The organism is Streptomyces sp. NPDC002104 (genome assembly GCF_053593795.1).
In genome coordinates, this window is the sequence record NZ_JBSFDF010000037.1 from 35,759 (window position 1) to 50,631 (window position 14,873).

Sequence of the window (14,873 nt, forward strand, 5' to 3'; positions counted from 1 at the left end):
TGGGGGGGATTTCTCCATGAGCCAGCAGTTCCAGCCGCCCGCGCCGGACTCCACCACGCCCGCCGCGCCCGCCGCGACGCCCGCGCCCGAAGCCGCCGCCCCGGCCCCCTACCCGGCCCCCTACCCGGGCCCGTCCGGCGCCGACTTCCTCCAGGCCCAGGCCCCGGCCCCGGCGCGCCCCGCCAACCTGGGCCTCGGCATCCTCGCCGCGCTCGTCGCCGCCCTGGCCGCCGCCGCCGCGTACGGCGGCATCATGAACGGCATCGAGCGCCAGATCGGCTACGCCGCGGTCGGCGTCGGCGCCCTCATCGGCTTCGCCGCGGCCAAGATCGGCGGCCGCAACCCGGTCCTGCCGGTCGTCGCCGCCGCCCTCTCGGTCGCCTCGGTCTTCCTCGGCCAGTTGTTCTACTACGCCCTCGCCCTGAGTGGAGTCACCGGCATCGGTCTGGGCGACGTGCTGAACACGATGGGCGTGTCCGGCCTGCTCGACATCTGGAAGGAGGACGCCGGCATCATGACCCCCGTCTTCCTGGCCCTCGGCGCCTTCACGGGCTTCAGCGCCGCCAAGAAGGCCACCGCCTGAGACAGGCCCTCGGCCCGCCGCTCCCCCGCGCCGTACCCGGACCGCCGGGTGCGACGCGGGCCCGGCAGCCCCGGACCGCGCGCAGGACCGTACGGGAGCACGGGAGCACGAAAGCACGGGAGCAATTCCTTCCACTTTCCCCCGAATCGCCTCTGACCAGCCATGATGCAAGGCGATACGACCCCAACTCGTAGCCTGAATTCCCTGTTGCAACGGCGCGAAACGATCATATGATCCGCCCGTGCCTGCCAAATCCGCGTCCGCCACATCCGCGTCTGCCCGGTCCGCGCCGCCCGACCGGCCGCTCCTCGACCCCGTCCTCGTCTTCCCGGCCCTCGCGCCGCTCCGCGCGGCCACCCTGGCCGGGAACTGGGACGCCCTCGCCTCCGCCTTCGCGGCCGTCTCCGACGAGGACGACCGCACCCTGGCCTCCCAGGTCGTCGCCGAGACCCCGGGCAGCGAGGAGTTCCTGCGGCTCACCGCCGAGCGGCTGCCGCGCGACCCGCTGGCCGCGACCCTGTACGCCGACCAGCTGCTGACCACGGGATGGCGGATCCGTACGGGCGACCACGCGGCGTTCGTGACCGCCGGCCGGTTCAAGGAGTTCCACGCCCACCTGCGGCGCGCGGAGGCCCTGCTCATCGACGTCTGCGCCGCGCACCCCGCGTACGCCCTCGCCTGGTACCTGCGGCTGAAGACCGCGCGCGGACTCGAACTCGGCCCGAGCGAGACCCGCCGCCGCTACGACCGGCTCGTCGAGCACCACCCCCACCACTTCGGCGGACAGCAGCAGCTGCTCCAGCAGCTGCTGCCCAAGTGGAGCGGTACCTGGGAGGAGGCCGAGACGTTCGCCGACGCCTGCGCCGCGAAGGCCCGGCCCGGTTCGCCCGCGGCCACCCTCGTCGGGATCGTCCAGCTGGAGCACTGGCTGCACCTGATCCACACGGAGCACGACGACGCCGAGGAGCACGTCGAGGACCCGGCCCGCCACGCCGCCCTGACCCGCGCGGCGGCCGCCTCCGTCCTGCACCCGGACTTCGACTCCGCGCGCCACCACGCCGTGGCCGCCCACGGAGTCTTCGCCGCCCTGCACAGCCTGGCGGGCCGCTGGGACGAGGCCGCCCCGCACTTCCGGGCCCTCGGCGACCGGATGAGCGCCTTCCCCTGGGAGTACCTGGACGACGACCCCGTCGCCGAGTTCGAGCGGCACCGCAGGCTCGCCCTGGCGAAGGGCTGAGGAGCGACATGATCACCGAAACCTCCGTGGACGGCGTCCCGACGCTCCTCGCCCACCGCCCCGGCCCGGTCACCGCGGGCCTGTTCTTCCGCGTCGGCCGCGCCGACGAGACCCTGGCCACCAGCGGCATCACCCACCTCGTCGAGCACCTCGCCCTGTACCGCCACGGGCTGAGCGACCTGCACTACAACGGCGCCACCGCCGCGGCCCACACCCACTTCCACGTCACCGGCACCCCCACGGACGTGGTCGAGTACCTGAACGGCGTCTGCGCCGCCCTGCGGGACCTGCCCATGGACCGGCTGGACACCGAGAAGGAGATCCTGCGCACCGAGGCCCTCGGCCACGGCCGCGGAACGGGTCACCACTCGGCCATCTGGCGCTACGGCGCGCAGTCGTACGGGCTGACGAGCTACCCGGAGGCCGGGCTGCCGGCGCTGACCGAGCAGGCCGTGCGCGGCTGGGCCGAGGAGTGGTTCACCCGCGAGAACGCCGTCCTGTGGATCACCAGCGACACGGTCCCCGAAGGCCTGTCCCTCGACCTCCTCCCGGGCACCCGCCGCCCGGCCCCCGCCGCCACCTCGGCGCTGCCGCGGACGCCCGCGTACTTCTCCGGGGAGGACGGCACGGTCGTCCTGAGCGCCGTCGTACCGCGCTCCACCGAGGCCTCGCTCTTCGCCGACGTCCTCGGCAAGGAGCTCTTCCGCGCCCTGCGCCAGAAGGGCGGCTACTCCTACACGGCGGCCGCCGACTACACCCTGCGCGACGGTGCCTCCGCGACCCTGACGGCCTTCGCCGACTCCCTGCCGCAGAAGCAGGACGCGGTGGTCGGCGGCATGGTCGACGTCTTCGCGGCCCTGCGGGCCGGCCGGATCGCGCAGAGCGACCTGGACGCCGTACGGGCCACCCGGCTGGCCCAGTTCGACGTACCGCACACGGATGCGGCGCTGCTGCCCTCGTCCGCCCTGGAACTCCTCATGGGCCGGTCCGTCCCCACGGAGAAGGAGCTCCGGGCCGAGATCGAGGCGGTCACCACCGAGGATCTGCGCCGGGTGGCCGAGGAGATGTGGGCGGGCGCCCTGATGCAGGCGCCCGGCAGGTCCGTGGAGTGGGCGGGCCTCACCCTCGCTCCGCAGGACTCCGCCGACCTCGTCGAGGGCCGCCGGTTCGCCCTGCGCGGCGAGGAGCTCGTGTCCCTGATCGTGGGCGAGGAGGGCATCGGCCTCGTCTCCACGGACAGCCGGATCACCATCCGCTACGAGAACTGCGCCCTGATGCGGATCTACCCGGACGGCGGGCGCAGCCTCGTCGGGACCGACGGGTTCACCCTCTCCGTGGAACCCACCCTGTTCAAGATCACCGAGGCGGACCTGGCCCCGCTGGACGCCGGGGTCCCCGCGGCGGCCGTGGTCCGCATGCCGGCCCGCGCCCCCGGACAGATCCCGAGGCCGGCCGACCGGGTCAGGCTCTCCGCGCTGGCCCCGTACATCGGCATCTGGGTGATGCTCACCCTGCTCACCACCCTGCTGACCTTCGGGGCCCTCCAGGCGGAACTCCAGGCCCACGGACCCGGCGGGGCCGACTGGACGCTCGTCGGCCTCTTCGGCGCGACCGCCGCCCTGTGCGGGATCCCGACGGTCCGCACCCTGCTCAACATGCGCGCCTTCAAACGCCAGGAGGGCTGACCCCGCACCCTCACCCGCACCCGGGCACGCACCGGACATGCACCGGGCACGCACCGGACATGCCGGAGGGCCGGCGCCCCTTCCCGGGGCGCCGGCCCTCCGGCATGCGTGGGCGAGAACCGTCAGCGGCTGTGCTGCGAGTCCGCGATGGTGACCTCGACCCGCTGGAACTCCTTGAGCTCGCTGTAGCCGGTGGTGGCCATCGAGCGGCGCAGCGCGCCGAAGATGTTCATCGAGCCGTCCGGGGAGTGCGACGGGCCGGTGAGGATCTCCTCGGTGGTACCGACCGTGCCGAGGTTCACCTTCTTGCCGCGCGGCACGTCCTCGTGGACGGCCTCCATGCCCCAGTGGTTGCCCTTGCCGGGGGCGTCCGTGGCACGGGCCAGCGGGGAGCCCATCATCACGGCGTCGGCGCCGCAGGCGACGGCCTTGGGGATGTCGCCGGACCAGCCCACGCCGCCGTCGGCGATGACGTGCACGTAGCGGCCGCCGGACTCGTCCATGTAGTCGCGGCGTGCCGCGGCCACGTCGGCGACGGCGGTGGCCATCGGGACCTGGATGCCGAGCACGTTGCGCGTGGTGTGCGCGGCGCCGCCGCCGAAGCCGACCAGGACACCGGCCGCGCCGGTGCGCATCAGGTGCAGGGCCGCGGTGTAGGTGGCGCAGCCGCCCACGATGACCGGGACGTCGAGCTCGTAGATGAACTGCTTGAGGTTCAGCGGCTCGGCGGCGCCGGAGACGTGCTCCGCCGACACGGTGGTGCCGCGGATCACGAAGATGTCCACGCCCGCGTCGACGACGGCCTTGGAGAACTCGGCCGTGCGCTGCGGGGAGAGCGCGGCGGCGGTGACGACGCCGGAGTCGCGCACCTCCTTGATGCGCTGACGGATCAGGTCCGCCTGGATCGGAGCGGAGTAGATCTCCTGGAGACGGCGGGTGGCGGACGCCTCGTCCAGCTCCGCGATCTCGTCGAGCAGCGGCTGCGGGTCCTCGTACCGGGTCCACAGGCCTTCGAGGTTCAGCACGCCGAGGCCGCCGAGCTCGCCGATGCGGATGGCGGTCTGCGGGGACACGACCGAGTCCATGGGGGCGGCCAGGAACGGGAGCTCGAAGCGGTAGGCGTCGATCTGCCAGGCGATCGAGACCTCCTTCGGGTCCCGGGTACGGCGGCTGGGGACGATGGCGATGTCATCGAACGCGTACGCCCGGCGGCCGCGCTTGCCGCGCCCGATCTCGATCTCAGTCACGTGTGGTGGCCTTTCCTGTGGGTCTGCCCGTCCAGTATCCCCGAACCCCGGCGCGCCGCGTTCCGGTGACCGCTGTACGGACGCACGCACCGGGCACGCCGGAAGGGCGGACCCGTACGGGCCCGCCCCTCCTGTACTGCTGGTATGCCGCTCCGGTCAGCCCTTGCGGCTGTAGTTCGGAGCCTCGACCGTCATCTGGATGTCGTGCGGGTGGCTCTCCTTGAGCCCCGCCGAGGTGATCCGGACGAACCGGCCCCGGTCCTGGAGCTCCGGCACCGTACGGCCGCCGACGTAGAACATCGACTGGCGCAGACCGCCGACGAGCTGGTGCACGACCGCGGAGAGCGGGCCGCGGTAGGGGACCTGGCCCTCGATGCCCTCGGGGATGAGCTTGTCGTCGCCGCCCACGCCCTCCTGGAAGTAGCGGTCCTTGGAGAAGGACTTGCGGTCGCCGCGGGACTGCATCGCGCCGAGCGAGCCCATGCCGCGGTACGACTTGAACTGCTTGCCGTTGATGAAGAGCAGCTCGCCCGGGGACTCCTCGCAGCCGGCGAGCAGCGAGCCGAGCATCACCGTGTCGGCGCCGGCGACGAGCGCCTTGGCGATGTCGCCCGAGTACTGCAGGCCGCCGTCGCCGATGACCGGGACGCCCGCGGCCTTGGCCGCGAGGGCCGCCTCGTAGATCGCGGTGACCTGCGGGACGCCGATGCCGGCGACGACGCGGGTGGTGCAGATGGAGCCGGGGCCGACGCCGACCTTGATGCCGTCGCAGCCGGCGTCGATGAGGGCCTGGGCGCCGTCGCGGGTGGCGATGTTGCCGCCGATGACGTCGACCGCCGAGTTCGACTTGATCTTGGAGACCATGTCGCCGACGAGGCGGGAGTGACCGTGGGCGGTGTCGACGACGATGAAGTCGGCGCCCGCCTCGATCAGGGCCTGGGCCCGCTCGTACGCGTCGCCCGCGACACCGACGGCGGCGCCGACGAGCAGCCGGCCGTCCTTGTCCTTGGCGGCGTTCGGGTACTTCTCGGCCTTGACGAAGTCCTTGACCGTGATGAGGCCCTTGAGGAGGCCGGCCTCGTCGACGAGCGGCAGCTTCTCGATCTTGTGGCGGCGCAGTAGCTCCATGGCGTCCACACCGGAGATGCCCACCTTGCCCGTGACCAGCGGCATCGGGGTCATGACCTCGCGCACCTGGCGGCTGCGGTCCGATTCGAAGGCCATGTCGCGGTTGGTGACGATGCCGAGCAGCTTACCCGCCGGGTCGGTGACCGGGACGCCGGAGATGCGGAACTTCGCGCACAGCTCGTCGGCCTCGCGCAGGGTCGCGTCGGGGTGCACGGTGATCGGGTCGGTGACCATGCCGGACTCGGAGCGCTTGACCAGGTCGACCTGGTTGGCCTGGTCGGCGATGGAGAGGTTGCGGTGCAGGACGCCGACGCCGCCCTGGCGGGCCATCGCGATGGCCATGCGCGCCTCGGTGACCTTGTCCATCGCGGCGGAGAGCAGCGGGACGTTCACGCGGACGTTGCGGGAGATGAGCGAGGACGTGTCGATGGCGTCCGGGGACATGTCCGAGGACCCGGGGAGGAGGAGCACATCGTCATATGTGAGGCCGAGCGTGGCGAATTTGTCGGGCACTCCGTCGGCGTTCACAGTCATGACACCTTCCAAGATGGTCTTGCTCAGCGCGGATGTCCATGCTAACGGGATCGCGGCGCCTCTCATTCCACGACGAAGATCGATGCCAAGATTCGTATCTTCCTACGGGAAGAACCCCGTACGGCCCACGCGAGATCCGCGCGGCCACCTGCGCGGCCTACTGCTCGGCGAGCGCGCGGAGCCGGCTCAGCGCCCGGTGCTGGGCGACGCGCACCGCCCCGGGGGACATGCCGAGCATCTGCCCGGTCTCTTCGGCGGTCAGCCCGACGGCCACGCGCAGGACGAGGAGCTCGCGCTGGTTCTCCGGAAGGTTCGCGAGCAGCTTCTTGGCCCAGGCGGCGTCACTGCTCAGCAGCGCGCGCTCCTCCGGGCCCAGGGAGTCGTCGGGCCGCTCCGGCATCTCGTCCGAGGGGACGGCCGTACTGCCCGGATGGCGCATCGCGGCCCGCTGGAGATCGGCGACCTTGTGCGCGGCGATGGCGAAGACGAAGGCCTCGAAGGGGCGTCCGGTGTCGCGGTAGCGCGGCAGGGCCATCAGGACGGCGACGCAGACCTCCTGCGCCAGGTCCTCCACGAAGTGACGAGCGTCACCGGGAAGCCGGGACAGGCGGGAGCGGCAGTAGCGGATGGCGAGGGGGTGGACGAAGGCGAGCAGATCGTGGGTGGCCTGCTCGTCGCCCTCGACCGCACGGCGTACGAGCGCGCTGACGGTACCGTCGCCGCTGTTCCGGGAGGCGCCGCCGCCCCCTGTGGTCGCGGGTGACCCCGGGGCCTCGTCGTCGCGCATCAATCCATGGTGCCTTGGCGCAGGAGCATTCGCGGCACTGCGGCCCGTGTTGTGCGTCGAAGCGTTATGCGTCGACGGGTTGTGCGGGGTGGGTGCACCGGAACTCATGGTCTGGCCCCTCCCCTCCCGCTCGGCCGAATCGTCCCCGCGGCGACATCTCCAGGATGCGCCACACCCTCAAGCATGCGGCATCGCGCCCGAAGCGACACGTCCCCCGGATTGTGCACCGTCAATCCCCGGTGCGCATCAGGGTGCGACGGATCGGACGGCGGGAGATTCCGGAGGGCGGCCGGGGCCGCTGGTCCGGGGGCCGGGGACCGGGCGCGCCGGGACGGCCCGCCCGAGGCTCCGCCGGCCGGTGAGGGCCGGCGGACCCGCGGTCAGCGGACCAGGCCCCAGCGGAACCCGAGCGCCACGGCGTGCGCCCGGTCGGACGCGCCCAGCTTCTTGAACAGCCGGCGGGCGTGCGTCTTGACCGTGTCCTCGGAGAGGAAGAGCTCGCGCCCGATCTCCGCGTTGGACCGGCCATGGCTCATGCCCTCCAGTACCTGGATCTCGCGTGCGGTGAGCGTGGGCGCGGCGCCCATCTCGGCCGAGCGGAGCCGGCGCGGGGCCAGCCTCCAGGTCGGGTCGGCGAGGGCCTGGGTGACCGTGGCCCGCAGTTCGGCGCGCGAGGCGTCCTTGTGCAGATAGCCCCGGGCTCCGGCGGCGACCGCGAGGGCCACGCCGTCCAGGTCCTCGGCGACCGTCAGCATGATGATGCGGGCGCCGGGGTCGGCCGAGAGCAGCCGGCGCACCGTCTCCACACCGCCGAGCCCGGGCATCCGTACATCCATCAGAATCAGGTCGGAACGGTCGGCACCCCAGCGGCGGAGGACTTCCTCGCCGTTGGCAGCCGTCGTCACACGCTCGACGCCGGGCACGGTGGCAACCGCGCGACGGAGCGCCTCTCGGGCAAGCGGGGAGTCGTCGCAGACGAGGACGGATGTCATGACCGCCCTCCGCAGCTGCTGATGCGCGTCACCTTGAGCCTCCAGGCTGGTACGTATCGTCACCTGTGCGGTCGATGCCCCCGGACACATGTCCGAGAACTTCTTGGTTCAACCGCCTTCGCACTCTCAACGATGGTCACTCGAAAGAGTTACGGGTCGGACGGACACCTTCGGCACTCTACGTGAGGAAGCGAACACAAGGCAGGAGCCACTCGCCGCGTGTCCTCCAGATGACGGTATGCCCTATTTGGCGGCTTTCCTTCCGTTTGGCACATGTCTGAGGCTAGATTCGCCCATGAGTCATATTTACATCTACTACGACAGTAGGTGTGGAGACATGGACCGTATCCGCCTCAGTACCGGCACCAAGAGGACTACCAATGGCAGATTTCTCCCGCCTCCCCGGACCGAACGCCGACCTCTGGGACTGGCAGCTGCTCGCCGCCTGCCGCGGGGTCGACAGCTCCCTCTTCTTCCACCCGGAAGGCGAGCGGGGCGCGGCCAGGAGCGCGCGCGAGACCTCGGCTAAAGAGGTCTGCATGCGATGCCCGGTGCGTTCTGAATGCGCCGCGCACGCACTCGCCGTCCGCGAGCCCTACGGGGTGTGGGGCGGCCTCACCGAGGACGAACGCGAAGAACTGATGGGCCGCGCCCGCCATCGCCTGATCCCGGCGACGACCGCGATCGGACCGAGCACGCCGATCGCTCCGCACTGAGCGGGCTCCACACGAAACGACCGAAGGAACGTTTCTCCGACCTGCACCGGCACGCTCGCGCGTGCCCCGTACCGGACCGGGCCGCCACCCGACCGGCCGTACCGCCGTACGGTCCTTCGCGTGGCGCCCCGTCCGGCGCCGGGCGTCACCGCCGGGCGGCCCGCTCGAGCTGGGTCAGGGTCGCGGCCACGGCCGGGACCCGGGCCAGGTCGGGCAGGGTCAGCGCGACGACCTCCCGCTCGACGGCCGGCTCCACCACGAGGGTGCTCACGCCCTTGGCCCGTACGGACTCCACCGCGAGCTCGGGCAGCACCGCGACCCCGAGCCCGGCCCCGACCAGGCCGACCACGGCCGGGTAGTCGTCGGTGGCGAAGTCGATGCGCGGGGTGAATCCGGCGGCCTCGCACACCTCCACCAGATGGCGGCGGCAGCGCGGACAGCCCGCGATCCAGGGCTCGTCGGCCAGTTCCGCCATGCCCACCCGCTCCGCGCCCGCCAGCCGGTGCCCTTCGGGAACCAGCCCGACGAGCCGGTCGGTCAGCAGCGGCCGGACCACCAGGTCCTCCCACTCGGCCGCCGAGCCCCGTCCGTCGCCGTCGCCGCCGTAGCGGAAGGCCAGCGCGAGATCGCAGTCCCCCTCGCGCAGCATCTCCACCGAGCGCGGCGGCTCCGCCTCCACCAGCGAGATCCGGGTCCCCGGATGCTCGGCGCGCATCGCCGCGAGCGCGGTCGGCACCAGCGTGGAACTGCCGCTGGGGAAGGAGACCAGCCGCACCCGCCCGGCGCGCAGCCCGGCGATGGCCGCGACCTCCTCCTCCGCGGCCGTCAGCCCGGCGAGGATCCCGGCGGCATGCCGGACCAGCGCCTCACCGGCCTGGGTGAGGCGCATTTCGCGCCCGGTGCGGATCAGCAGGGGGGTGCCGGCGGACTGCTCCAGCGCCTTCATCTGCTGGGAGACGGCCGGCTGGGTGCAGCCGAGCTCGCGGGCGGCGGCGGAGAAGGACCCGGTTCCGGCGACAGCGCGCAGAACTCGGAGATGACGTGCCTCGATCACCCTTCGAGCATAAGGGGTGCTTTGATGTCGGCGCGAATAATCTCCGGCCGCTTTGAGGCCATTCGGCTAGCGTGGCCCCATGCATCTGATCTCCGTGAACCTCGGCCGCGCGACGGCCGTCGACTACACCGACGCGCCCGACGGGCGGACCGGTCACGGCAAGATCCCCGCGCCGGGCCCCGTACGGGTCTTCGCGCCGGGCCCCAAGGGCATCGGCGGGAGCGGCGTCGAAGGGGACGACGTCTGCCATCTGCGCCATCACGGCGGTGACCACCAGGCCGTGTACGCGTATGCCCGCGAGGACCTGGAGTGGTGGGAGCGGGAGCTCGGCCGCGAACTGCCCGGCGGGACCTTCGGCGAGAACTTCACCACCTCCGGCCTCGACGTGAACGGCGCGCTGCTCGGCGAGCGCTGGCGGGTCGGCCCCGACCTGCTCCTGGAGGTGGCCTCGGCCCGCATCCCGTGCCGGACCTTCCAGGGGATCCTCGGCGAGCGGGCCTGGGTCAAGCGGTTCACCCAGGAGGCCCGGCCGGGCGCCTACCTGCGGGTCGTGCGGGAAGGATCGGTCTCCCCCGGGGACACCATCGAGGTCGTGCACCGCCCGGACCACGAGGTGACGGTGGGGTTCTGGTTCCGCGCCTTCACCACCGAGCGCGCACTGCTGCCGCGCACGCTGGCGGCGGGCGACGCTCTGGAGCCGGAGGCCCGGGACAAGGCGCTGGCCCACGTGGAGAAGTACGGGAAGCCGGGCGACTAGGTTGCGCCTATGACGACTGCGTTGATTACGGGATCCACGGCGGGCATCGGCGCCGCCTTCGCCCGGCGGCTCGCCGCCCAGGGGCACAACCTCGTCCTGGTGGCGCGGGACACCAAGCGCCTGGGCGAGCAGGCCACCGAGCTGCACGACCGGCACGGCATCGAGGCCGAGGTGCTGGCCGCCGACCTGTCCACCGAGGAGGGCATCACGGCGGTGGAGGAGCGCCTCGCCGACCGCAAGCACCCGGTGGACCTGCTGGTGAACAACGCGGGCTTCGGCAACAAGGGCCGCTACCTCGAAGTCTCCATGGCCGACGAGCTGACCATGCTGAAGGTGCACATCGAGGCCGTGCTGCGGCTGACCTCGGCGGCCGTGGGGCCGATGCGCTCGCGCGGGCGCGGCGGCGTGATCAACGTGGCCTCGGTGGCCGCCTTCCTGCCGCGCGGCACGTACGGGGCGAGCAAGGCCTGGGTCGTGCAGTTCACCCAGGGCGCGGCCAAGGACCTGACCGGCTCGGGCGTACGGCTGATGGCGCTGTGCCCGGGCTTCGTGCGCACCGAGTTCCACGAGCGGGCCGGCATGGGCACGGACAACATTCCCGGCTGGATGTGGCTCGACGCCGACAAGCTGGTGGCCGCGGCGCTGGCCGACCTGGCGCGGGGCAGGACGGTGTCGATTCCGGACCCGCGGTACAAGGCGCTGATGGGCGTGGTGAAGCTGACCCCGCGGGGGCTGCTGGGCGGGGTGTCCTCGCGTACCGGGCGCAAGTACGGGCCCCAGTGACCGGTCGGGGGCCGGGCCCCTTGGTGACCTGCGAGTAAACGCGGCATATGGGTGAAATCTCCCTAGACTGGATGTGTCCCATCCAGCGCGGGAGGCGACGCGATGACATTCGTACAAGTGATTGATTACGAGACCAAGCGCTTCGACGAGATGAACAGTCTCATCGACCGCTATGCCGAGCAGACCGCCGGCAGGCGCACGGTCACCCACACGCTCATCGGCCGGGACCGCGACTCCGGGACCCACTACGTGGACCTCGTCGAATTCCCCTCGTACGAAGAGGCCATGAGGAACTCTCAGCTCCCGGAGACCGACCGGATGTTCCAGGAGATGGTGGCGCTCTGCGACGGCATGCCGAAGTTCATGAACCTCGACGTGGTCCGCGACGAGTACCTCAACAAGCTCGTCGTGAACCGCTTCATGGAGGAGGTCGTGGGCAAGGGCAACTTCGACGCCGTCGAGGAGTGCATCGCCGCCGACTACGTCACCCACGACATCATGGAGAGCGCCGGCGAGGGCGGCGGCCGCGAAGGCATCCGCAAGACCGTCGGCATGTGGCGCGACGCCTTCGACATGACCATGGAAATGACGCGGCAGATCGCCGAAGGCGACTGCGTCACCACCCTGTGGGACTGGAAGGGCACGCACAAGGGCGAGTTCATGGGGGTCGCGCCGACCGGCAAGGAATGCACGATGTCGGGCTGCACGACCTGCCGGATCGAGAACGGCCAGATCGCCGAGGACTGGTGGTACTACGACGCCCCGGGCCTGATGCGTCAGATGGGCATGATGCCCGGATAGCGCACGGCGGCCCGACGACGGACGGGAAAGCCCCGGTCACCACCGCTTGGCAGCGGTGACCGGGGCTTTGCCGTGCTGACTGACGAGGTCAGTGGCTGTGGCCGTGGCCGTGACCGGCGTCGGCCTCTTCCTCGGCCGGCTTCTCGACGACCAGGGTCTCGGTCGTGAGCAGCAGCGACGCGATGGAAGCGGCGTTCTCCAGGGCGGAGCGGGTGACCTTGACCGGGTCGATGACGCCGGCCTTGACCAGGTCGCCGTACTCGCCGGTGGCGGCGTTGAAGCCCTGGCCCTTCTCGAGCTCGGCGACCTTCGCGGTGATCACGTAGCCCTCGAGGCCGGCGTTCTCCGCGATCCAGCGCAGCGGCTCGACGGCGGCGCGGCGCACGACCGAGACACCGGTGGCCTCGTCGCCCGACAGGCCGAGGTTGCCTTCCAGCACCTTCACGGCGTGGACGAGGGCGGAGCCACCGCCGGAGACGATGCCCTCCTCGACCGCGGCGCGGGTCGCCGAGATGGCGTCCTCGAGACGGTGCTTCTTCTCCTTGAGCTCCACCTCGGTGGCGGCGCCGACCTTGATGACGCAGACGCCGCCGGCGAGCTTCGCCAGGCGCTCCTGCAGCTTCTCGCGGTCCCAGTCCGAGTCGGTGGACTCGATCTCGGCCTTGATCTGGTTGACGCGGCCGAGGACCTCGTCGGAGGAGCCGCCACCGTCGACGATGGTGGTGCTGTCCTTGGAGATCGTGACGCGGCGGGCGGAGCCCAGTACGTCCAGACCGGCCTGGTCGAGCTTGAGGCCGACCTCTTCGGCGATGACGGTGGCACCGGTGAGGGTGGCCATGTCCTGGAGCATCGCCTTGCGGCGGTCACCGAAGCCGGGCGCCTTCACGGCGACGGCGTTGAAGGTGCCACGGATCTTGTTGACGACGAGGGTGGAGAGCGCCTCGCCCTCGACGTCCTCGGCGATGATCAGCAGCGGCTTGGAGGCGCCGGCCTGGATGACCTTCTCCAGCAGCGGCAGGAGGTCCTGGATGGAGGAGATCTTGCCCTGGTTGATCAGGATGTACGGGTCATCGAGGATGGCCTCCATACGCTCCTGGTCGGAGACCATGTACGGGGACAGGTAGCCCTTGTCGAAGGCCATGCCCTCGGTGAACTCCAGCTCCAGGCCGAAGGCGTTGGACTCCTCGACGGTGATGACACCGTCCTTGCCGACCTTGTCCATCGCCTCGGCGATGAGGTCGCCGACCTGCTGGTCCTGCGCGGAGAGCGCGGCCACGGCGGCGATGTCGGACTTGTCCTCGATCGGGCGGGCGGTCGCGAGGAGCTCCTCGGACACGGCCTTGACCGCGGCGTCGATGCCCTTCTTCAGGGCGGCCGGGGAAGCACCCGCGGCGACGTTGCGCAGACCCTCGCGGACCAGCGCCTGCGCCAGGACGGTGGCGGTGGTGGTGCCGTCACCCGCGACGTCGTTGGTCTTGGTCGCGACCTCCTTGACGAGCTGCGCGCCAAGGTTCTCGTACGGGTCGTCGAGCTCGACCTCACGCGCGATGGTGACACCGTCGTTCGTGATGGTGGGAGCGCCGAACTTCTTGTCGATGACGACGTTGCGGCCCTTGGGGCCGATCGTCACCTTGACGGTGTCGGCAAGCTTGTTGACGCCACGCTCAAGGGCGCGACGGGCGTCCTCGTCAAACTTGAGAATCTTCGGCATGGGAGCGGTTCAGCCCTCTCGTTGCTATCCCCGGCCGCTCACCGCGACCGCCTGTCTAGAACGAACTACGCCCCTCGCCGCCCGGCATCAGCAGGGGTGACCAGGGGCGCAGCTCAAAGCAAAACTGGAGAAGTGATTACTTCTCGACGATCGCGAGCACGTCGCGGGCCGAGAGGACGAGGTACTCCTCGCCGTTGTACTTCACTTCGGTGCCGCCGTACTTGGAGTACAGGACGACGTCGCCGACGGTGACGTCCAGCGGGAGACGCTGGCCGTCCTCGAAGCGACCCGGGCCCACCGCGAGGACGACGCCCTCCTGGGGCTTCTCCTTCGCGGTGTCCGGGATGACCAGGCCAGAGGCCGTGGTCTGCTCGGCGTCGAGCGGCTGGACCACAATGCGGTCCTCGAGCGGCTTGATGGCAACCTTGGAGCTGGTGGTCGTCACGATCCGACCTCCCCCTTCGGAGATCCGGGGTTAACTGTCTGAGGTGGCGACCAGGTCGATCCGTCGTCGCGGGTGCCGGATCTGCCTGTCGCTGTGTTGGCACTCACCAGGGGCGAGTGCCAGACGCGAGACTATTCCGGGGATTAGCACTCGGTCAAGCGGAGTGCCAGAACGCGCCGCTGGTTTCGCAGCCGGAGCCGCCTGCGGGGGCCCCCGAATCCCTGCGCCTCAAGCGCCGGCGGGGCTTCCGGCCCCGGCCGGGGCCTGGCCTTTTCAGCCGTCCGGCGCGTGAGGCGTGGGGTCTGGGGCGGAGCCCCAGGGGGGGTCCGGGCGCAGCCCGGCACCCCCCCCAGCCCCGCCGGCGTATGAGGCGCGGGTCCGGGCAGCGCCCGGGGAACGGTGGAAGGGCGGGT

Annotated in this window: 14 protein-coding genes; 7 read left to right on the plus strand and 7 right to left on the minus strand. The window is 71.2% G+C overall.

Going from position 1 to position 14,873, the window contains the following annotated elements; translation table 11 throughout:
- Nucleotides 1–16 precede the first annotated feature (16 nt).
- The 3 genes from ACWCP2_RS26845 to ACWCP2_RS26855 all read left to right on the plus strand — a co-directional run bounded on the left by ACWCP2_RS26845 (nucleotide 17) and on the right by ACWCP2_RS26855 (nucleotide 3,505).
- Nucleotides 17–583 carry a hypothetical protein gene (locus ACWCP2_RS26845; protein WP_450911148.1) on the plus strand — a complete coding sequence of 189 codons (567 nt, stop codon included), beginning with the start codon at nucleotides 17–19 and terminating at the stop codon, nucleotides 581–583.
- Nucleotides 584–824: 241 nt separating this feature from the next.
- A complete protein-coding gene (locus ACWCP2_RS26850) occupies nucleotides 825–1,820 on the plus strand; it encodes a hypothetical protein (protein ID WP_450911149.1) in 996 nt (331 codons plus the stop codon).
- 8 nt (nucleotides 1,821–1,828) lie between these two features.
- Nucleotides 1,829–3,505, plus strand: a complete 1,677-nt coding sequence (locus ACWCP2_RS26855; RefSeq protein WP_450911150.1) for a M16 family metallopeptidase — start codon at nucleotides 1,829–1,831, stop codon at nucleotides 3,503–3,505.
- 122 nt (nucleotides 3,506–3,627) lie between these two features.
- Here ACWCP2_RS26855 and ACWCP2_RS26860 read toward each other — a convergent pair whose 3' ends face one another.
- The 4 genes from ACWCP2_RS26860 to ACWCP2_RS26875 form a co-directional block, all read right to left on the minus strand.
- Nucleotides 3,628–4,752: a GuaB3 family IMP dehydrogenase-related protein gene (locus ACWCP2_RS26860; RefSeq protein WP_450911151.1), complete on the minus strand. Its 1,125-nt coding sequence runs from the start codon at nucleotides 4,750–4,752 to the stop codon at nucleotides 3,628–3,630.
- Nucleotides 4,753–4,908: 156 nt separating this feature from the next.
- Nucleotides 4,909–6,414, minus strand: coding sequence for an IMP dehydrogenase (gene guaB / locus ACWCP2_RS26865; RefSeq protein WP_450911152.1), 1,506 nt, complete (start codon nucleotides 6,412–6,414; stop codon nucleotides 4,909–4,911).
- A gap of 157 nt (nucleotides 6,415–6,571) precedes the next feature.
- Entirely contained in the window at nucleotides 6,572–7,201 is a 630-nt protein-coding gene (locus ACWCP2_RS26870; protein WP_266880655.1) for a sigma-70 family RNA polymerase sigma factor, read from the minus strand.
- A 380-nt stretch (nucleotides 7,202–7,581) separates the two neighbouring features.
- A complete protein-coding gene (locus ACWCP2_RS26875) occupies nucleotides 7,582–8,193 on the minus strand; it encodes a response regulator transcription factor (protein WP_003948568.1) in 612 nt (203 codons plus the stop codon).
- Between the two features lie 380 nt (nucleotides 8,194–8,573).
- On the opposite strand from ACWCP2_RS26875, the gene ACWCP2_RS26880 reads away from it, so the two are divergent.
- Nucleotides 8,574–8,909: a WhiB family transcriptional regulator gene (locus tag ACWCP2_RS26880; protein WP_250744119.1), complete on the plus strand. Its 336-nt coding sequence runs from the start codon at nucleotides 8,574–8,576 to the stop codon at nucleotides 8,907–8,909.
- A 145-nt stretch (nucleotides 8,910–9,054) separates the two neighbouring features.
- Here ACWCP2_RS26880 and ACWCP2_RS26885 read toward each other — a convergent pair whose 3' ends face one another.
- Complete coding sequence (locus ACWCP2_RS26885) at nucleotides 9,055–9,963, minus strand: LysR family transcriptional regulator (protein WP_450911153.1); 909 nt, start codon at nucleotides 9,961–9,963, stop codon at nucleotides 9,055–9,057.
- 79 nt (nucleotides 9,964–10,042) lie between these two features.
- On the opposite strand from ACWCP2_RS26885, the gene ACWCP2_RS26890 reads away from it, so the two are divergent.
- The 3 genes from ACWCP2_RS26890 (at nucleotide 10,043) to ACWCP2_RS26900 (ending at nucleotide 12,304) form a co-directional block, all read left to right on the plus strand.
- On the plus strand, nucleotides 10,043–10,720 hold the full coding sequence (locus tag ACWCP2_RS26890) for an MOSC domain-containing protein (RefSeq protein ID WP_450911154.1): 678 nt from the start codon (nucleotides 10,043–10,045) through the stop codon (nucleotides 10,718–10,720).
- 9 nt (nucleotides 10,721–10,729) lie between these two features.
- Entirely contained in the window at nucleotides 10,730–11,503 is a 774-nt protein-coding gene (locus ACWCP2_RS26895) for an SDR family NAD(P)-dependent oxidoreductase (protein WP_450911155.1), read from the plus strand.
- A gap of 102 nt (nucleotides 11,504–11,605) precedes the next feature.
- A complete protein-coding gene (locus ACWCP2_RS26900) occupies nucleotides 11,606–12,304 on the plus strand; it encodes an ester cyclase (protein WP_450911156.1) in 699 nt (232 codons plus the stop codon).
- Between the two features lie 88 nt (nucleotides 12,305–12,392).
- Here the strand turns inward: ACWCP2_RS26900 and groL are convergent, their stop codons facing one another.
- Nucleotides 12,393–14,015: a chaperonin GroEL gene (gene groL / locus ACWCP2_RS26905; protein WP_450911157.1), complete on the minus strand. Its 1,623-nt coding sequence runs from the start codon at nucleotides 14,013–14,015 to the stop codon at nucleotides 12,393–12,395.
- Nucleotides 14,016–14,151: 136 nt separating this feature from the next.
- On the minus strand, nucleotides 14,152–14,460 hold the full coding sequence (gene groES / locus ACWCP2_RS26910; RefSeq protein WP_008739621.1) for a co-chaperone GroES: 309 nt from the start codon (nucleotides 14,458–14,460) through the stop codon (nucleotides 14,152–14,154).
- Nucleotides 14,461–14,873: the final 413 nt, after the last annotated feature.